Genomic DNA, 19,813 nt, shown 5'->3' with positions numbered 1-19,813 from the left:
GATGTTAATTAAGAGTAAGATATAATGCAGCAGCCAGCGAAGCTCCAATTATTGGGCCTACAATAGGTATCCAGGCGTATCCCCAATTACTGCTTCCTTTTATAGGTAAAATAGCATGCATAATTCTTGGCCCTAAATCTCTTGCGGGATTTATGGCGTATCCCGTCGTACCTCCTAATGATAAACCAATTGCCCATACGACTATAGCGACAGGAAGCGCACCTATAGTTCCTAAACCAATTGCTGCATTGGTATCACTGGCAATATTGAGGCTCGGTCCTGCAATGTAAAAGATCGAAAAAATCAAAACAAAAGTTGCAATTGCTTCACTCAGCAAATTCGAAACATTATTTTTGATGGCAGGTCCTGTAGAAAAACAGGAAAGTTTTGCGCCTTCATCTTCTGTAGCGGCAAAATGATCCTTATGTGATAACCACACTAAAAAAGCACCTAACATTGCGCCAATCATTTCACCAAGTATATAGGTAGGAACTAAGCTCCAGCTAAATTTTCCTATAAGTGCCAACCCAAGTGTAACAACAGGATTTAAATGCGCTCCACTAACAGGCCCTGCAATAGTTACGCCTACAAAAACGGCAAATGCCCACGCGGTGGTAATTACAATCCAACCTGAACTGTTTCCGTTGGTACCTTTTAGGTTCACGTTTGCTACAACGCCATTTCCTAATAAAATCATTACCATTGTGCCTAAAATTTCTGCTATAAAGGGAGTCATAATGTTTATTTTTTAGTCTTCAATCCATTGAGATGCGCGTCCTACCGCTTTGTTCCAGTTCTTTACAAGAATGTCTACTTTTGGTTTTTCCATTTCTGGTGAAAATATCTTGTCTATAGACCACTGTTCTTTCAAATCCTCTAGACTCGCCCAATATCCTACAGCAAGTCCTGCCAGATAAGCAGCGCCAAGAGCAGTTGTTTCGAGTGTTTTTGGTCTTGTAACCGTTGACCCAAAAATATCCGATTGAAATTGCATTAGTAAATTATTTTTCGCAGCACCTCCGTCAACTCTTAGTTCTTTTCCTTTGTCGCCAAAATCAGCTTCCATAGCTTTAACTAAATCATTTACCTGATAAGCAATCCCTTCTAAAGTTGCTCTGGCAATATGTGCATTTGTAGTTCCTCTGGTGATACCAAACATTGCGCCTCTCGCATATTGGTCCCAGTAAGGAGCTCCTAAACCGGTTAAGGCAGGAACAAAATAAACACCGCCATTATCAGGAACGCTAGAGGCAAGAGCTTCAATTTCTTCTGACGAGCTGATCATTTTTGCTCCGTCTCGTAGCCATTGTACAGCAGCTCCTCCAACGAAAACACTGCCTTCTAAAGCATAAGTTGTTTTTCCGTTGATTTTCCAGGCGATAGTGGTTAATAAATTATTAGTAGACTGAATTGGTTTTTCACCCGTATTCATTAGCATAAAACAACCTGTTCCGTAAGTATTTTTTACCATTCCTGAACTGGTACACAATTGACCAAAAAGCGCTGCTTGCTGATCTCCGGCAACTCCGGCAATAGGAATTTTGGTTGCAAATAGGGTAGTGCAGGTTTCTCCGTAAATTTCACTGCTTTGTTTTACTTCGGGAAGCATGGCTCTTGGGATATCGAATAATTCTAACAATTCGTTATCCCATTCTAAGGTATGAATGTTGAATAATAAAGTTCTGCTGGCATTAGAAACATCAGTCATGAATAACTTGGTACGAGTAAGTTTCCAGATAAGCCAAGTGTCAACAGTACCAAAACAAAGTTTTCCTTCTTCTGCTTTTTTACGCGCTCCGGGAACATTGTCCAAAATCCATTTTACTTTTGTTCCTGAGAAATAAGCATCGAGGATTAGGCCCGTTTTTTTCTGAATCATATCAGCATGGCCTTGTACTTTCAATTCGTCACAAAATTTTGCTGTTCTGCGATCTTGCCAAACAATAGCATTATAAATAGGTTCGCTGGTTTCCCTGTCCCATACAATAGTAGTTTCGCGCTGGTTGGTGATTCCAATTGCTGCAACTTCGCGGCCTGAGATTCCTACTTTTGCAATTACTTCAGCAGCAGTGCTTATTTGCGAAGACCAGATTTCGTTAGGATCGTGTTCTACCCATCCTGGTTTGGGGAAAATTTGCTCAAACGGTTTTTGAGAGAGGCTTACAATTTCTCCTTCATGATTGAATAGAATAGCTCTCGAGGAAGTTGTTCCCTGGTCAAGAGCTAAGATTAATTTGTTTTGCATGGTTGATAGTGTATAATTAAGTAATAAGTTTTATTGAAATTCTGATAGTAAAAATCCTTTTGAAATTTCTTTGAAATTTGAAATTTCCTGGGTTATCCACACTTCGTCATGTCCCAGTTCTTTTGCTATTAATCGTGCTATTTTTTCAGAAGACTGAATTGCGGCTCTGGCGTCTAAGAATAGCAAACGAACACGTCTTGCTAAAATATCATCTACAGTTCTTGCCATTTCGTATCGAATCGCCCAGGCTGCTTCTGCCATTGTAAATTCATGATCAGGATGTACTTTCTCATTTAATTCAGGCTCAGTTTGCTGCAATTGACGTATTTTAGGGATATCTGTACCATAAATGTATAAGTGATTTTCTCTGTCTAAAGTAGTAGTAGGCTGATTGCCATGAATAGCAAGATGTTCTGTATTACAGCCTTTTGCAGGTATTTTTCTTGTTTTGATTGCTTTGTCTATAATGTCTTCGGCAATTTTTCTGTAAGTAGTCCATTTTCCTCCTGTAATGGTGATTAAACCAGTTTCGGAAACAATGATTTTATGGCTTCTTGAAACTTCTTTGGTGCTTTTTCCTTCTTCTTTAGGTGCTGCCAATGGGCGTAAACCTGCGTAAACAGAAAGAACATCCGCTCTGGTTGGTTTTTTTGCTAAAAAGCGTTGTGCTGTTTCCAGTACAAATTCAATTTCGCTTTCTAAGGCAATAGGCTCTAAGCTTTGTTTTTTGATTAATGTGTCTGTTGTTCCTACTACAATTCGGTTATGCCATGGCACGGCAAATAAAACTCTTCCGTCGCTTGTTTTAGGAATCATTAGCGCATGGTCTCCAGGTAAAAATGATTTATCAAAAACCAGATGAATTCCCTGACTCGGCACGATATATTTTTTGTAAACAGTATCGTTTAGTTTCATTATAGCGTTGGTAAAAACTCCGGTTGCATTTATAACGGCAGATCCTTTTAAGTCATATTTGTCTCCTGTTTCCTGATCCAGAACCTGAACCCCAATTACCTGATTATTATCGTCTTTTAATAAGTTTACAACTTTACAGTAGTTTAAAATACAAGCGCCTTTTTCTGCTGCGGTCTGAGCTATATTTATGGCAAGACGTGAATCATCAAATTGTCCGTCATGATAAATAACACCGCTTGTTAAGCCTTTTTCTTCTACATTAGGAAGCATTTCGATTGTTTTTCTTTTCGAAATATATTTTGAACGGCCTAAACTTAAACGTCCGGCCAATAAATCATAAATGGTTAAACCAATGGTATAAAAGTAACCGCCCCACCAGTTGTAGTTAGGGATTACAAAGGATTGGTTTTTTACTAAATGACCGGCATTTTGAGCCATTAGGCCTCTTTCTTTAAGGGCTTCTTTTACCAAATGCACATCTCCTTGTTCTAAGTAACGTACACCACCATGAACTAATTTTGTGCTTCGGCTTGAAGTTCCTTTGGCAAAATCTACTGCTTCGACTAAAATTGTTTTGTAACCTCTGCTTGCGGCATCAAGAGCAGTTCCCAGACCGCTTGCTCCACCTCCTATTACAATTACATCCCACTTTTCAGTGTTTTTTAGTTTCGATAACTGTTCTGAACGTTTCATATAGTGTTTGTTTTTGTTTCTTTTATTCTTTTTTTGTTTCTATAAAGCAAAATTAACGAAACTAAACGAAACAAAAGTCATATAATAAGTTTTTTTTGGAATTATTTTTTTATCGTACATTTATAGCTTTAAAAATCTTAATATTATCAGGTTATTATGGTTATTATAAATAAAAGACAAGAGGAAATACTGAAAGAACTGGATAAAAACGGACATGTCAATGTGGCGGATTTATGCGAAATTCTTAATGTTTCAACCGTAACAATAAGAAAGGATTTGAACTTTTTAGAAAATGAAAACTTACTGCATCGTACGCATGGCGGCGCAAGCAAGCAGCCTATTTATGCTTTCGAAAGAGATTTAAGCGATAAAGAAGGGCTGCAGGTAGAGCAAAAAAAACAAATAGCAAAAGAAGCTTTAAAGTATATTAATAATTATGATTACATCATATTGGGTTCCGGATCTAATGTGCATTATCTGGCTAAGATTATTTCAGGTTTTCAGAAATTAACAGTAATTACACCGTCTTTAAAGGTATCTTTAGAATTGAGTAAGGAAGCAAATGTCGATACGATTCAATTGGGCGGTGATGTTCGTAAGAGCTCAAACTCGGCGGTTGGTCCTATATCGGAGTCGATTTTGAGCCAGTTTTCTTGCAATAAATTGTTTTTGGGTGCAGACGGACTTCATTTAGATTTTGGATTAAGTACTTCAAATGCATTAGAAGCTCATCTTAATCAAGCCATGATTTCGGTGGCGGAAAAGGTTATTATCTTGGTTGATTCTACAAAAATGAATGTAAGGGGTTTTGGAAAGATTTGTAATTTAGATAAAATTGATGTCCTGATTACAGATGATGGTATTGATATCGAAACCAAAACGAAACTAGAAGAAATAGGAGTTGAGGTTATTATTGCTTCGAAATAGCTTTTTTATATAGATTGAAAAAACGAAACTCGTCTTTTTTTTTTTTTTGAAATTAGTGGTTCGTAGTTTGCTATGGATAGAAGCCAATGTCATTAAGTTAAGCTTTTTAAAGAATAAAATTAATCTCGCAAAGGCGCCAAGAAGCAAAGTTTAAACGCAATATTGTCATTTCGGCGCAGGAGAAATCTCCGCGAGAAGCTCGACAAAGATTGGATTTACATTGCGGATTTACTTACGGATATTTCTCCCGAGTAGAAATGCAAATATTTACAATTTTGAGAGGAATTTATTCGGAATAACATTATTGGTTTTTCTAACGCACAACCACCTTAATTTTAGATTATTGGTTAAAAAATAAACCCAACACGTTTTGAAATGTGTCGGGTTTTATTTTTCATTTTTTTGAAAGGTTACTGTTTTAAATACTTTTCAATATTTGTCATTATTATTTTTCGTTCTTCGGGAGTTGCGTCATTATCCATATCGCTGTGGTTGATAGGGGTGAACTGAACCGTCATTCTGTATTTTTTTTGTTCTTGCTCGGTTGGTAGTACTCCTTCGTCTGCAGCATAGTTTTTAGAGCGCAAAGTATATATTCTAGGATGATTAACTCTTGGAAGCGGCATTCTGCGATTGTCCATTGTTATTATTTTATCAACCAATTTGGGATATTTAACGGCAAATAAAGCGGTCATGTCTCCACCATTCGAATGACCAATTAGCGTTAAATGCTTAAAATCTAATTCGGGTTTTATGGTTTTAAATTCATTTAAAACATAAAGAATGTTGTCTGTTCCTCTTTCCCAGTTTGGTTTACGTGTAACTTTAAGAACTCCATCCATTGGCAGAAGTTCGTCAGTAGGCAATTCGTGCTGAATGCTAATAACAAAATATCCTTTTGAGGCTAAACTTTCGGTTAAATAGGAATAAATCATATTGTCACCGCCTTTATTTTCTCCGTATCCATGACTAAAAATTACAACTTGCTGATTGTTAATTTTTTTATCGGATTTAGGTTGAAAGACTGCAACGGGAATTTTGCGGTTTCGCGATTTGTCAAATAATTCTATGCTATCAAGTTTAACAGGATAGCTGTTGTTTGATGTTTGAGAATTTGATTTCTTGTTATTCGAACAACTTATTAAGAATATAGATAAGAAGATTTGAAAATATATTTTCTTCATTTTTTTGACATGCCTTTTATTTGATTCCTGATTCCGGGATTATATTTTTAAACTAACTTTTTTTCGAATGCTTTTCGTGCTGATCCTCTAAAAAAGACTTCGCCACAATAAGTATAATTTAGCTTGTCCAGAATTTTCAACATTGGGATATTGTCAAAGTTGGTGTCTACTTTTATACTATAAATAGTATTTGTGAGGCAGACATCTTCTATGTTTTTGAAAAGTGTTGTGGCAATACCTTTTCCTTTTGCCAGTTTTGATGCGGCTACACGATGCACAACAGCATAGTCACCATTGGTAAGCCATTTACCTTGTATCTCTTCGTAAGCAGGTTCTTTATCGAATATGATAGCAGCGTAACATAAAATCGATTCGTTCTCTGTAAGTACATAGGCGTAACCGTTTTTTATATCATTCTGAATTGTAAGTTCATTAGGATATCCGTCTTGCCATTGCGTGCTTCCATCTTGTCGTCTTTGTTCTATGGCGTCCTGAAGGATATTCCAGATTTGAGGAACTTCAGAAAGTGCTGCTTTTCTTAAAATGAATTGTTCTGTTGTATTGCTCATTCTTTATGTATTAAATCTTAATGAGGTAATTTATCTTTAATAAAACCATAAAACCAGGTTCCTGCAATTGCACTTAATAAAGTAACCACAATTACCGTAACTCCTGTGCCAATTTGCGCAAACAAAGGTCCAGGGCAAGCTCCGGTAATGGCCCAACCAAATCCGAACATCAATCCACCATAGATTTGTCCTTTGTTGAACTTTTTAGGCTGAATTTCGATTTTTTCTCCCTGAATAGTTTTGATGTTGAATCTTTTAATGATCTGAACAGATATTACACCAACGACAACTGCACTGCCAATTACGCCATACATAAAGAAGGATTGTAATTGAAACATTTCCTGAATGCGGTACCAGCTGATGATTTCGGCTTTTACGAATACGATTCCAAAAATAATTCCGACTAGCATATATTTTAGGTTTGAGAATCCTGAATCTTTTATCTGACTTCCGTTGATTCCTTCTGTGTCTGTATTTTTATTTTCTAAATGATTCATTTTTGAAATTTTAAAGTGAAAGAATGTGAGGTAAAATCAAATTCGCCATGATAAAACCGCCAATCATAAAACAGATTGTCGCTACTAATGAAGGCCATTGTAAATTTGAAATTCCCATAATGGCATGTCCGCTTGTACAGCCGCCTGCATAACGAGTTCCGAAACCTACTAAAAAGCCTCCAACAACGATCATGATAAATCCACGAAGCGTGAATAAACTTTCCCAGGAAAAAAGTTCTTTTGGTAATAAACCGGAATGATCGGTGATTCCGTAAGTGGCTAATTGCTCAGAAAGTTGTGGCGTGATTGCAACCGGATTTGGATTCGCTAAGAAATAAGCAGCGATAACTCCTCCAAGGAAAATTCCGAAAACGAAAAATAAATTCCAGCTTTCTTTTTTCCAGTCGTATTTAAAAAACGAAATATTTGCCGGAATACAAGCCGCACAAATATGACGAAGCGAAGAACTAATCCCGAAAGATTTGTTTCCGATAAGCAATAAAATAGGAACTGTTAATCCAATTAACGGACCTGAAACGTACCAAGGCCAAGGTTCTCTCAAGATTTCTAATAAATTCATATAATTTAAAAATTTGATTTTTTTTTCACCATATAAGTGATATAGGTAATTATAAGTTGGAGTTTAAATCGCGTTGAACTTATATGAGCTCATATAAGTTTAACCAGTTTAGAGTTAAAACGTACCGTAATTAAATGAACTTATATAACTTATATGGTGAAAAAAATATGTTCAATGTTTATGCTTTCAAAACCTTACTCTGGCAAACAAAATCTGATTTTGGAATTTCTGTTTTTGCTATGGCTCCAAAACCACCGTCAATTTCGGTAAAGTTTCTAAAACCGCGCGCTTGTAAAATTGACGCTGCAATCATACTTCTGTAGCCACCTGCACAATGCAAATAAAAATGCTCATTCGGATTAATGTCTTTTACCCAGTCATTTATATAAGCTAAAGGTTTGCTGTAAGCGTCTTCGATATGTTCAGCTTCATATTCCGTTTCTTTACGAATATCGATTACTTTGTCTTCTTCTATTTTAAATTCAGAAGCAAATTGCTCTGCTGAAATTCGGTTAACCGTATCCACTTCAAAACCTGCTTTTTGCCATGCTTCAAAACCACCGTCCAGATGTCCGATAATTGCATCAAAACCTACACGGCTTAAACGTGTTACAGTTTCTTCTTCAAGGCCGGCTTCGGTTACTAAAATAATTGGTTGTTTTACATTGGCAATCAAAGTCCCAACCCACGGCGCAAAATCGCCATTGATTCCGATATTGATCGATTGCGGAATAAATCCTTTATGGAAATCGGCACTTTTTCTGGTGTCTAAAATTAAAGCTCCGGTTTCTTCGGCTACAGCCTCAAATTCTTTTACATCTATTGCTTTCATTCCGTTATGCAAAACCGATTCAAAGCTTTCGTAACCTTGTTTATTCATGGCCACATTCATACTAAAATAAGCTGGCGGAGGTAATAAACCGTCGGTAACTTCTGTGATAAATTCGGCTTCGGTCATGTTGGCGCGCAAGGCATAATTGGTTGCTTTTTGATTTCCAATTGTCGAAACCGTTTCTTTACTCATATTTTTCCCGCAGGCACTTCCCGCACCATGCGCAGGATAAACGATAACGTCATCAGCCAAAGTCATGATTTTATCTCTTAATGAATGAAATAAAATTCCCGCCAATTGGTCCTGTGTCATTCCGGCTGCTTTTTGTGCCAGATCGGGACGGCCAACATCGCCAATAAATAAGGTGTCTCCAGAGAAAATAGCGTGATCTTTTCCGTTTTCGTCGATCAGTAAATAAGTCGTGCTTTCCATGGTGTGACCAGGCGTATGCAAAGCTTTTATGGTGATTTTCCCGATTTTAAATTCTTGTCCGTCTTCGGCAGAAATGCAGTCGAATTCGCAAGCAGCATTTGGCCCGTAAACAATGGGTGCCTGAGTTTCTTTGCTTAAATCGACATGTCCGGAAACAAAATCAGCGTGGAAATGTGTTTCGAAAATGTATTTCAGTTTCACCTCATCGCGTTCTAAACGATCCAGATAAGGCTGAATTTCACGAAGCGGATCAATAATCGCAGCTTCGCCATTTGAGGTTATATAGTAAGCACCTTGTGCTAAACATCCGGTGTAAATTTGTTCTATTTTCATGATATGTATTCTAAAAGAAGGGAATACAAAGGTAACCTACTTTTTGCTTAAAATAGGTGACTAATGTTACACAAATTTGATTTTTGTGTAAAAAAAGACAAGGTGTTTTTATCATATAAAGCCCATAGGAAATTTAAAAATACACATTTAAAAAATTAATAATAGTTTTAAAATTGACGGTTTGCGTAATCTGCATTATGCTAAAATGAACTTACATTACTTATATGGTGGAAGAAAAAAAATCTACGTAATTTTACAACTAACGAAAATTATTGATATGAATACAGAAGATTTATTAAATCAAATCGCTTTTATAAAAGAGATTGATAAATTGAAATATATCCAGCGAAAAACAAAATTATTTAATAGTGACCGAAACGAAAATGATGCAGAACACAGCTGGCATTTGGCTTTGATGGCGATTGTTTTGGCGGAACATTCAAACGAACCAATTGATATTCTAAAAGTAGTAAAAATGGTTCTGATACATGATATTGTCGAAATCGATGCCGGAGATGTCTTTATATACGATACACAAAAAAGTCATGATAATACTGATGAAGAGCGATTGGCGGCGAATCGTATTTTCGGGTTATTGCCTAAAAAACAAGCTGATGAGATGATTGCTATCTGGGAAGAATTTGAAGCCGGTGAAACCAACGAAGCCAAGTTTGCAAAATCGATGGACAGACTAGAACCTTTATTGCAAAACACTTCTAATAACGGAGGAACCTGGAAAGAGTTTGATGTACCTTATAAAAAAGTATACGAAAAAAAGAGCGTTATAAAAGAAGGTTCAAAAACGATATGGAGTTATGCCGAAGGATTAATAAATGAAAGTGTTGCAAAAGGAATTTTGAAAGATGAATAATTAATTTTACCCTATAATTGTATAAGTTCATTTTAGGTTTTGCGAATTTTATATTTATATTAAATGTATTAAATGAATTTTTTTATTGCAGTATGTTTAACCTTTTCAGATTAAGCTAAGGTTATATTTTCTTATCTAACTTATATAGTTTAAAAAAGAAAAAACTTCTTTTAAAGGCAGGGAATTCAGGTTTTAATGGGTAAATTTGAGGAGACTTCATAAATAAATTACCGCCATGGAAGAAATGCTTTTTTATGACCGAATGCAATTCGCCTTCACCATTACTTTTCACTATCTTTTTCCGCAACTTACAATGGGTCTTTCGCTGATCATTGTTTATTTTAAATGGAAATATCTTAAAACTAAAGACGATCAATACAATCACGCCACTCATTTCTGGATGAAAATTTTCGCTCTGAATTTTGCGATGGGTGTTGTAACCGGAATTCCAATGGAGTTTCAGTTTGGAACCAATTGGGCAAAATTCTCTGAATTAACCGGAGGAATTATTGGCCAAACACTCGCAATGGAAGGGATGTTCTCTTTCTTCTTAGAATCCTCATTTCTGGGTATCTTTTTGTTTGGAGAAAAAATAATTGGACATAAATGGCATTTTGTAACCGGCTTATTAATTATGATTGGTTCCTGGGCAAGTGGATACCTTATTATAGCCACACATTCTTGGATGCAAAATCCTGTAGGTTATGAAATTCTCGAAAACGGAAAATTTGTGCTGACGAATTTTAAAGCCTTATTCCTGAATCCATGGTTATGGCCTTCGTATTTACACAATCAGGCAGCATCTTTGGTTACAAGTTCATTTGTTGTGGCCGGAATTGGAGCTTTTTATATTTTGAGTAAAAAGAATGTTGCTTTCGGAAGAATGTTCGTGAAAACAGGCGTAATCTTCGGATTGATTTCTAGTGTTATTGTGGCAGTTCCAACGGGAGATTTACTGGCTAAAAATGTCGTAAAATACCAACCTGTAACTTTTGCAGCAATGGAGGGAATTTTTCATACCGAAAAGAAAGGTTCTGAAATTGTTTTAATTGGGCAACCCGATGTAAAAGATAAAAAACTGGATAATAAAATTGCCGTTCCTAATATCCTGAGTTTCCTGACTTACGGAAGCTGGCATCAGGAAATAAAAGGTCTGGATCAGTTTGAAGAAGATCTTCACCCAACCAATATTTCCGGTTTATATTATGCTTATCATATTATGGTAGGACTGGGAACTATATTTATAGGTTTGATGGCTTTTGCACTTTTTCAGTTAATTAGAAAGAAATTATTCGAAACCAAATGGGTTTTGTGGTCGTTGATGTTTATGATGCCATTTCCGTACATCGCCAATACCACAGGCTGGTACACGGCCGAATTAGGAAGACAACCCTGGTTGGTTTATAATTTGTTGCGAACTTCTGCTGGAGCGTCACCAACGGTTTCGTCCGGAAATACCTTATTTACTTTGTTAGGTTTTATAGGATTGTATCTTTTACTTGGAATGTTGTTTTTGCTTTTGATTGGAAAAATCATCAATAAAGGACCTCATAATGTTGAACTGAATTCAGAAAAAATATAATTATGGAATTTTTTTGGTACGTTGTTTTAATGGGAATTCTGGCCGTTTATATTGTATTAGACGGTTACGATTTTGGAGCAGGAATTATTCATTTATTTTTTGCGAAAGAAGAGAAAGATAAAAAAGCAATTACAAGCGCTATTGGTCCGTTTTGGGATGCTAACGAAGTTTGGATTATTGCTGCGGGAGGTGTTTTGTTTTTTGCTTTCCCCACTTTATATGCGTCATCTTTCAGCGGATTTTATTTGCCGTTGATTATGATTTTATGGTTGTTGATTTTCCGTGCGATTGGTCTTGAAATGCGCGGACAAGTGCATCATCCTATGTGGGAAGCGATTTGGGATAAAGCTTTTGGGATCGCCAGTTTGCTTTTGGCTTTATTCTTCGGGATTGCTTTGGGGAATATTGTTCGTGGTGTAAACTTAGGAATGGTAGCCAATGGTGTTTCGACTCAGGAAGCACATTTTTTCTTTTTGCCTTTATGGAATCCAACTTTTAGTCCGCAGGCAAATGAGTTGGGAATTATTGATTGGTTCACACTTTTTCTGGGAATTGTGAGTGTTGTTGCGCTGACAATTCATGGTGCGAACTGGATTATTTATAAAACGAATTCGGCATTGAATCCAAAACTGAAAAATGTAGTTTTTAAACTAAATATTGTTTTATTGGTTTTAGTTTGTATTTCGCTGCAAATCTGGCATTTTATTGAGCCAAAACCGTTTCATAATTTCGTAGAGAATCCAATTCTTTGGTTTTTTCCGTTAATGACTTTTGTTGGTATCTTGGGATTATTCAAAGTTCGTTCCTGGCAAAAAGACGGAATGGGATTTTTGTTTTCAACTCTGTTCTTGGTAGGCGGATTTGCTTCAACGGCGGTTTCGATTTTCCCGAATGTTTTGCCTTCAACTAATAATGTCAATCCGTCACTGACTATTTATAATACTGCTGCCGGAGAATATGGATTAAACGCCGGATTGAGCTGGTTTTTTATCGCTTTATTTCTGGTGATTATTTATTTTATTATCCAGTACAGAGTTTTTAGCGGGAAGATGGATGATGTTGGGTATGGAGAACATTAAGTTTTTTTTATAGCCACGAATTACACAAATTTTCACGAATTAATATATGAATAGCCGTTGGTTTTAACCAACGGTTTTTTTATGCAGTAGTGTTGGCTTTAGCCAAATTGTTGAGTATATTTGGCTAAAGCCAAGGAGGTTAGTTTCTTGTTCAGTAGGTTAAAACCAACGATTATTCAAATCAAATGAAAAGGATTTTCCAAGTGCGGTTACTTCTTGTGTCCTTGCGAGGAACGAAGCAATCTCATCATGTATTGTTTTATTCGCCACGAATTCACGAATATTAAATGAATTATATTCAAATATGAAAAACTATTTTTTGATACTATTTACTGGTTTAATTCTAATTTCTTGTAAAAGGATCAATTCAATTATTGATGGATTCAATTTAAAGAAAGAAAAGTTGTCTGAGTTTAATGTGAAAATTGATACTCTTATTTCAACTAAAAATGGGGATTTGACTAAAGCAGTTTTGTTTAAGAATAACTTTTATTGCATGTTTGAAACATCAAGAAAAAACACTTCTCAGCAATTTATTAAAATGTTGGTTTTTAATCAGAAAGGTAAATTCATTGAAGATGTTTTTGTTCCTGAAGAAATTCAAAATATGTCGCATTATGATTTAATAGTTGAAAAAGATAGTTTGTATGTGAAAGAAAATCAGTTTGAAAAAGAAAATTTTGTTTTGGGAGAATGTGTTGCAGATTTAAATAAAATCAAAACAAGGAATTTTGCCATCTTTAAAGATGAAATTTATACTATTTATTCTGATAGTAAAGGAGAGTGGGGTGGAACAATTTTTTTTGAAAATAACAAGACAAGAGAAGTTTTTGAAACTTACTCAAGTTGTGCCGTAGTTGTTAATAAAATTAAAAAAGAGTATTATGTAACAAATAGTGGAATGTATTTTTCAAATGTTTTGAAAATATCTGAACCAACTAAACTTCATAAAAGCAAACTAAATCTTAATGAGAATGAAGGAAGTAAATATCATAAAGGTGTTACGGAAATTTTAAATATAGATGACGTAAATATTGCAACTTCATTTGTAAATCAGGATCAATTATTTCATTTGTATTCTGATAAAAAGAATGTATTTGTTGGAGTTATTGAGAATGGAAAAATGAAATCTGTTTATAAATTTGCTTTCAATTTTTATCCTCATTTAAATCAAAAACTTGATGATGGAAAACAATTATTAACTTTTTATATTCCAGCAACTAAAGAAAATGGAGTATTGATAATAAATCAAAAGAATTTTTACTTTCATCTATTAAAATAAGATTTTTTTGAGATAAGATATTAAATAAAAAAAATGAAAGCTCTAGAGTTATCAGATAAACAATGGAAAAACATTTTAAATGTTGTAACTATTGTTTTTGCAATTTTTCTTTTTATCATGGCTTTTTTTATAGATACTGATAAAAAAAGATTTGAAGAATCAATAAAAAATATTGAAGAAGAAAATTTCCAAGGCTATGTTATCGATAAAGGATTTGAAAAGTTTAATCACAATGCATCAATGATATATCTAAGTAATAATAGAAAGTTTGCTGTTTTTGGACAATTTTGGGCGGAAATCAAGATTGGAGATTCACTTGTAAAGAAAAAAGGAGAAACAATTATTACAGTTTATAGAAATAAAGAAAAATTAGTATTAGATAATAAGGATGTAATGAACTCTTGGAAAAAATAAACAACGAAAATTTCTATTTCACACAAGTTTGCGTTAGGGATAGTAGCGATATCCTTTTTCTTGCTTCTTTAGCAAGGAAAAGATATAGCGGATAGCCCGTTCGCCGCGGCGAAAACGCCCAAAACATTAACACCTTTTTATTTGTTGAAAATACCAGCTTAAACGTTTTAAATACTGGATGATCTTGTTTTATATAAACTGGACTATAAGTGAGTTTGCTCTTTGCTATACTTTCGCTTTTTAATCAAAATATCTAAAACAATGAATTACCAAATCAAAAAAGCAAGTATTGAAGACCTTGACGAAGCAGCGGAACTTTTTAACCTGTATCGTGTTTTTTACCGTCAGGAATCTGATGTCGAAAAAGGAAAAGCATTTCTGAAAGATCGATTATTAAACAATGAGTCGGATATTTTTTTAGCAATCGTGGACGAAAAAGCGGTTGGATTTGTGCAGCTCTACAAATTATTTCATTATACCAAATTGCAAAAACAATGGCTGTTAAGTGATCTTTTTGTACATCCTGACTACAGAGGCAAAGGACTTTCGGTAGCCTTAATTGACCGAAGTAAACAATGGTGTGAGGAAACAAATGCCTGCGGTTTGATGCTGGAAACCGAAAAAACAAATGATATAGGCAATACATTATATCCGCGTTGTGGATTTGAATATGACGGACTGCATAATTATTACCATTGGTGGAAATAAATAATAAAAAATGGGGAAGCAGTAATTGTTTCCCCATTTTGGTTTTCATCTTTGTCGAAGTTCAAAACTTTGACATAGATTACGCTACAAGTAAACTAAATTAAAAATCTGCCGAATCTGCTAAATCTGCGAGAAACAAAAAAACTTAAAACAAAACCTCTTTGGTAATAATATAAAATCCCATTACGAGTACAAACCAGCCAAAAAGAGGCTTGAGTTTCGTTCCGTCAATTTTTTTCGAAAGCTGACTCCCGATAATCATTCCGAAAAGTGCCATGGCAGAAACGCCTAATAAAAACGGATAATTTATGGGTGTGCCAATGTATAAATCGCCTCCAAAACCTATGGTTGAATTGATGGTAATAATCAGTAATGATGTTCCAACGGCTTGTTTCATAGGTAAATTGGCGAAAAAGAGCAGGGCAGGAATGATTAGAAATCCGCCTCCGGCACCCAGAAATCCGGTGATGATTCCGACTACGAAACCTATTATGCTTAATTGTATGTAATTGGTTTCGGTTGTTTTTATTTCAGGTTTGTTTTTTCTAATCATGGAGATTGCTGCTGTGATCATCAAAACTGAAAAAATAATCATAATTAGAAAATCTTTTGAAACGGAATAGGAAGCGATAGAAAATAGGGTAGAAGCAATCTGCGGAAAAATAACTTCACGAATAATCAGAATCGAAATCACAGAAGGAATCGCAAAATACAATGCCGATTTGAGTTTAAGATTTCCCATTTTATAATGGCTATAACTCCCAAACATGGCAGTCAATCCCACAATAAACAAAGAATAAGAGGTAGCCTGCTCCGGATTTACTTTAAACAAATACACTAAAATAGGAATGGTCAGGATCGATCCGCCTCCGCCAATTAGGCCCAGCGAAATCCCGATAATAATCGAAGCAAAATAACCTAAATATTCCATTGCATTTGTTTTATGCAAAGGTGCTTGGATAAAAAGAAATCTACAGTAACATTTATCACATAAAAAAAATAAACACAAATTTCACGAATTTGCACAAATTGATTTGTCAGTTAGAGCGAAGTCCATAACCCGCAAAGCATTTCGACTTCGCTCAATGTGACAACTGTTGTCTTTAAATATTAATTTTACCATTAAGATATTAAGAAAGTTAAGTTAGCTTCTTTATCTCTTAATAAACTAAAAAGGGAATTAAGGATTAATCTTAATTTTTCTTAATCTCTTAATGGTTAATAAAAAAATAAACCAGTGAAAATCCGTTTCATCCGTAAAATCCGTGGGTAATTTAAATTTTTACCATTAAGATATTAAGAAAGTTAAGTTTAGCTTTTTTTATCTTAACATGTAAAGGGAATTCAGCAGCAAACCTTAATTTTTCTTAATCTCTTAATGGTTAAAAATAAAAAAAACTTAGTGTTAATTCGTGAAATTCGTGTTTAATAACTCAATTTGATTGCGATTAAGTTTGACCAAACCTCTTTGTTCCATTTTTTTGAGTAATCTTGAAATGACTTCACGTGAAGTATTCAATTCGGTTGCGATTTCCTGATGCGACAAATTAACTTCAGAACATCCGCAGGCATTAGAATGTCTTTTGAGGTAAAATTCCAAACGTTCATCCATAGAGCGAAAAGCAATGTTGTCTACAACTTCGAGAACTTCCTCAAAACGGCTTCTGTAGGTTTCGATAACAAATTCGTACCATGTTCTGTGTTCCATCATCCATTTGTCCATCATTTGCAGCGGAATCATCATAACCGTAACATCTTCGACTACTTTAGCCATAATCTGGCTTTTTTCGCTTTTAGCGGTGCAAATCATAGAAATCGCACAGGCTTGTCCGGGTTGTAAATAATACATTAAAAACTCACCGCCATCTTCGCCTTCACGATAGATCTTGATTTTTCCTTTGGTGATCAAAACGGTGTTTTTTATGTATTGTCCGGTCCGCATTAAAATGGTTCCGGTTTCAAAATCTTGCAGGTTTCCGTTCTCTTCTATGGTTGAAATGAGTTCGTTGGAGAAATGAGGAAAAATATTTTTAAGTGAGTTTTGCATATGTTAATTGTGGTAATAATAGCCCACGGATTTTACGGTTTGAACTGTTTTTCACAGATATAATTTTAAAAAAATCAAGGATTGAATTTTTAAACACATAGAAACATAGCTTTTAGTTACTCAAAAAAAGGCGTTTCACTTGCATTAATGCACATAGCTATGTGTAAATAATGTGTTATTTATTTTGCTCTAAACTTAAAAAAATATACCTATGTTTCTATGTGTTTAAATTTTATTTTTTGCGACGAATTTCACGAATTAGCACGAATTAATTAATGAGAATTAGTGCAATTCTTAGCAAACAATTTTAATCATTTTAATCTGTGGCAAAAAAATATTGGTGGCCAACTTTTTTTATCAAATTAAGATTTAAACCTTTAATTTTATACAAAGATAGCAGATTGAAATCGTATTAATTGTCAGAAAACTGTTTTTAAGATGCATTTTATGAAAATACAAAAATCCTATTTTCTATCGATTTTATAGAGTGTAATTTTAAAAATAGTAAGTAAATTTGTATTTCACTGATTATAATACTTTCTCTAAAACGTTTTCTGAGAATAATAATCGAAATCGCATTGAGCACGTTTTTAATTAATAGAAACGTCGTAATTTTACAAAAAACAGATACTATGAATTTATCACAAGAAGATTGGGTTAATCAGCTTGCTGCTGACGAGAATGCAGTTATACTGGACGTAAGAACTGAAGACGAATTTAATGACGGTTATATTGAGAAAGCCGTAAACATTGACATCAATAAAGGACAAGGTTTTATTTACGAAATCGAAGAACTTGATAAAAATAAAAATTATTATGTGTATTGCCGTTCTGGAGCCAGAAGTGCTAAAGCATGTCAGATTATGAATGAGCTAGGGATAGATAATGCCTACAACTTGCTTGGCGGAATACTGGATTGGGAAGGCGAAACCGTAAATCCATAAAAATAAATGAAGAGGCGCAAAAAAGCCTCTTTTTTCTTTTAATAAACTATTAATAACCAAACAAAAATTACCAGATTATGAGTTTGATACCGGAAGAATACCAGATTAAAAACCTTATAAATCAAGATACTTATCTTGTAAATGGCGAATTAAAACAATGGACAGGACAAACTACTCCTGTGTTTTCAACGATTTCATCTACAGAACAATATACTCCAACATTATTAGGATCTATTCCGTTTATGGCCGAAAAAGAAGCTGCAGAAGTGGTTGAAGCTGCCAACGCGGCATATAATAAAGGTCAGGGATTATGGCCAACCATGAAAGTAGTTGACCGTATAAAATGTATGGAAAATTTTGTGAAGCAAATGAAGGAAACCCGCGAAGAAGTGGTTAAACTTTTGATGTGGGAAATTGGAAAAAACCTTGGCGATTCGCAAAAAGAATTTGACAGAACAGTTGAATATATTTACGATACTATTGCCAGCTATAAAGAATTAAACGGACGTAGTTCGCATTTTGAAAAAGTACAAGGTGTAAATGCTATGATTCGCCGCGGACCTCTTGGAGTTGTATTGTGTCTAGGACCATACAATTATCCTCTTAATGAAACTTTTTCTTTGTTGATCCCGGCTCTAATTATGGGAAATACAGTGATCTTCAAACCTGCTAAACATGGTGTTTTATGTATTTCTCCGTTATTGGAAGCTTTTAGAAGCAGTTTTCCAAAAGGGGTAATTAATATTGTTTATGGAAGAGGCCGTGAAGTTGCTTCTCCGATCATGAAATCAGGAAAAATTGATGTTTTGGCATTAATTGGAAATAGTAAGTCGGCGATTGCTTTGCAGGACCAACATCCAAATAAAAACAGATTGCGTTTGATTTTAGGTTTAGAAGCTAAAAATCCGGCGATTATTTTACCGGATGCCGATTTGGATTTGGCGATTCAGGAATGTATTGCAGGAACTTTATCTTTTAACGGACAACGTTGTACGGCTTTAAAAGTGTTATATGTTCATGAATCTGTTAGGGAAGAATTCAACAAACGTTTTTCTGAAAAAGTAGATGCGTTGACTTTTGGAAATCCTTGGGAAAAAGGAGTTTCTCTAACACCGCTTCCTGAAACTGAAAAACCAAATTATATTCAGGGGTTAATTGATGATGCCACAAGTAAAGGAGCAAAAATATTAAATGAAAAAGGTGGAAAACATACAGAGAATTATATTTTCCCTGCAGTTTTATATCCTGTAAATAAAGATATGCGTGTGTATCACGAAGAACAATTTGGACCAGTAGTGCCTATTATTTCTTTTAAAAATATCGATGAACCACTGGAAGATATGGCCGAATCAAATTATGGTCAACAAGTAAGTTTGTTTGGGAAAGATATAAAAACCTTAGCACCGCTTATTGACTCGTTAGTAAATTTGGTTTGTAGAGTAAACCTCAACAGTTCTTGCCAGAGAGGTCCGGATGCATTCCCGTTTGCAGGCCGTAAAGATTCTGCCGTAGGAACATTGAGTATTCCGGATGCTTTACGTTCATTCTCAATCCGTACGTTTGTTGCTTCAAAAGATATCGATTATAATAATGAAATTTTGCAGGAATTGCTAAATAGCAAAGAATCGAATTTTATTAATACCGATTATATTTTGTAGTAATCAAGGTTATATATTAAT

General features: G+C 34.8%; 19 protein-coding genes. 9 read left to right on the top strand and 10 right to left on the bottom strand.

Annotation, left to right across the window (positions count from 1 at the left end; all coding sequences use genetic code 11):
* Positions 1 to 4 precede the first annotated feature (4 nt).
* Genes B0M43_RS23370 through B0M43_RS23360 form a run of 3 tightly spaced genes read right to left on the bottom strand, consistent with a single transcriptional unit; the run spans position 5 to position 3,853 of the window.
* On the bottom strand, positions 5 to 736 hold the full coding sequence (locus B0M43_RS23370) for an MIP/aquaporin family protein (protein ID WP_065451424.1): 732 nt from the start codon (positions 734 to 736) through the stop codon (positions 5 to 7).
* A 12-nt stretch (positions 737 to 748) separates the two neighbouring features.
* Positions 749 to 2,245, bottom strand: a complete 1,497-nt coding sequence (glpK, locus tag B0M43_RS23365; RefSeq protein ID WP_078005617.1) for a glycerol kinase GlpK — start codon at positions 2,243 to 2,245, stop codon at positions 749 to 751.
* Between the two features lie 30 nt (positions 2,246 to 2,275).
* Positions 2,276 to 3,853, bottom strand: a complete 1,578-nt coding sequence (locus B0M43_RS23360) for a glycerol-3-phosphate dehydrogenase/oxidase (RefSeq protein WP_065451426.1) — start codon at positions 3,851 to 3,853, stop codon at positions 2,276 to 2,278.
* A 156-nt stretch (positions 3,854 to 4,009) separates the two neighbouring features.
* On the opposite strand from B0M43_RS23360, the gene B0M43_RS23355 reads away from it, so the two are divergent.
* Entirely contained in the window at positions 4,010 to 4,780 is a 771-nt protein-coding gene (locus tag B0M43_RS23355) for a DeoR/GlpR family DNA-binding transcription regulator (protein ID WP_065451427.1), read from the top strand.
* A gap of 410 nt (positions 4,781 to 5,190) precedes the next feature.
* Here the strand turns inward: B0M43_RS23355 and B0M43_RS23350 are convergent, their stop codons facing one another.
* The 5 genes from B0M43_RS23350 to B0M43_RS23330 all read right to left on the bottom strand — a co-directional run bounded on the left by B0M43_RS23350 (position 5,191) and on the right by B0M43_RS23330 (position 9,207).
* The gene (locus B0M43_RS23350; protein ID WP_078005616.1) at positions 5,191 to 5,964 is read right to left on the bottom strand and encodes an alpha/beta fold hydrolase; all 774 of its coding nucleotides are present in this window, start codon (positions 5,962 to 5,964) and stop codon (positions 5,191 to 5,193) included.
* Positions 5,965 to 6,011: 47 nt separating this feature from the next.
* Positions 6,012 to 6,533 carry a GNAT family N-acetyltransferase gene (locus tag B0M43_RS23345; RefSeq protein WP_078005615.1) on the bottom strand — a complete coding sequence of 174 codons (522 nt, stop codon included), beginning with the start codon at positions 6,531 to 6,533 and terminating at the stop codon, positions 6,012 to 6,014.
* A 17-nt stretch (positions 6,534 to 6,550) separates the two neighbouring features.
* The gene (locus B0M43_RS23340) at positions 6,551 to 7,030 is read right to left on the bottom strand and encodes a DUF6691 family protein (protein WP_078005614.1); all 480 of its coding nucleotides are present in this window, start codon (positions 7,028 to 7,030) and stop codon (positions 6,551 to 6,553) included.
* Between the two features lie 10 nt (positions 7,031 to 7,040).
* A complete protein-coding gene (locus B0M43_RS23335; RefSeq protein ID WP_065451431.1) occupies positions 7,041 to 7,610 on the bottom strand; it encodes a YeeE/YedE family protein in 570 nt (189 codons plus the stop codon).
* 178 nt (positions 7,611 to 7,788) lie between these two features.
* Entirely contained in the window at positions 7,789 to 9,207 is a 1,419-nt protein-coding gene (locus B0M43_RS23330; RefSeq protein WP_078005613.1) for a rhodanese-like domain-containing protein, read from the bottom strand.
* 277 nt (positions 9,208 to 9,484) lie between these two features.
* On the opposite strand from B0M43_RS23330, the gene B0M43_RS23325 reads away from it, so the two are divergent.
* The 6 genes from B0M43_RS23325 to B0M43_RS23300 all read left to right on the top strand — a co-directional run bounded on the left by B0M43_RS23325 (position 9,485) and on the right by B0M43_RS23300 (position 15,143).
* Complete coding sequence (locus B0M43_RS23325; protein ID WP_078006138.1) at positions 9,485 to 10,078, top strand: HD family hydrolase; 594 nt, start codon at positions 9,485 to 9,487, stop codon at positions 10,076 to 10,078.
* A 235-nt stretch (positions 10,079 to 10,313) separates the two neighbouring features.
* Positions 10,314 to 11,660, top strand: coding sequence for a cytochrome ubiquinol oxidase subunit I (locus tag B0M43_RS23320; RefSeq protein ID WP_078005612.1), 1,347 nt, complete (start codon positions 10,314 to 10,316; stop codon positions 11,658 to 11,660).
* Positions 11,661 to 11,662: 2 nt separating this feature from the next.
* Positions 11,663 to 12,739: a cytochrome d ubiquinol oxidase subunit II gene (gene cydB, locus B0M43_RS23315; protein WP_078005611.1), complete on the top strand. Its 1,077-nt coding sequence runs from the start codon at positions 11,663 to 11,665 to the stop codon at positions 12,737 to 12,739.
* 304 nt (positions 12,740 to 13,043) lie between these two features.
* Positions 13,044 to 14,021: a hypothetical protein gene (locus tag B0M43_RS23310; RefSeq protein WP_123921747.1), complete on the top strand. Its 978-nt coding sequence runs from the start codon at positions 13,044 to 13,046 to the stop codon at positions 14,019 to 14,021.
* A gap of 33 nt (positions 14,022 to 14,054) precedes the next feature.
* Positions 14,055 to 14,435 carry a hypothetical protein gene (locus B0M43_RS23305; protein WP_078005609.1) on the top strand — a complete coding sequence of 127 codons (381 nt, stop codon included), beginning with the start codon at positions 14,055 to 14,057 and terminating at the stop codon, positions 14,433 to 14,435.
* Between the two features lie 261 nt (positions 14,436 to 14,696).
* On the top strand, positions 14,697 to 15,143 hold the full coding sequence (locus B0M43_RS23300; protein WP_078005608.1) for a GNAT family N-acetyltransferase: 447 nt from the start codon (positions 14,697 to 14,699) through the stop codon (positions 15,141 to 15,143).
* 145 nt (positions 15,144 to 15,288) lie between these two features.
* Here the strand turns inward: B0M43_RS23300 and B0M43_RS23295 are convergent, their stop codons facing one another.
* Positions 15,289 to 16,074, bottom strand: coding sequence for a sulfite exporter TauE/SafE family protein (locus B0M43_RS23295; RefSeq protein ID WP_078005607.1), 786 nt, complete (start codon positions 16,072 to 16,074; stop codon positions 15,289 to 15,291).
* Positions 16,075 to 16,548: 474 nt separating this feature from the next.
* Positions 16,549 to 17,190, bottom strand: coding sequence for a Crp/Fnr family transcriptional regulator (locus B0M43_RS23290; RefSeq protein ID WP_078005606.1), 642 nt, complete (start codon positions 17,188 to 17,190; stop codon positions 16,549 to 16,551).
* Between the two features lie 632 nt (positions 17,191 to 17,822).
* Between B0M43_RS23290 and B0M43_RS23285 the strand changes: the two genes are divergently transcribed.
* Complete coding sequence (locus B0M43_RS23285) at positions 17,823 to 18,134, top strand: rhodanese-like domain-containing protein (RefSeq protein ID WP_065451441.1); 312 nt, start codon at positions 17,823 to 17,825, stop codon at positions 18,132 to 18,134.
* Positions 18,135 to 18,211: 77 nt separating this feature from the next.
* Positions 18,212 to 19,792 (top strand): NADP-dependent glyceraldehyde-3-phosphate dehydrogenase, encoded by a 1,581-nt coding sequence (locus tag B0M43_RS23280; protein WP_065451442.1) that lies wholly within the window; start codon positions 18,212 to 18,214, stop codon positions 19,790 to 19,792.
* Positions 19,793 to 19,813 lie beyond the last annotated feature (21 nt).

The sequence above is a fragment of the Flavobacterium sp. KBS0721 genome, from assembly GCF_002007065.3.
Classification (GTDB): domain Bacteria; phylum Bacteroidota; class Bacteroidia; order Flavobacteriales; family Flavobacteriaceae; genus Flavobacterium; species Flavobacterium piscis.
The sequence above is the reverse complement of the archived record's forward strand: the minus strand, read 5'-3'. Positions and strand labels throughout refer to the sequence as shown.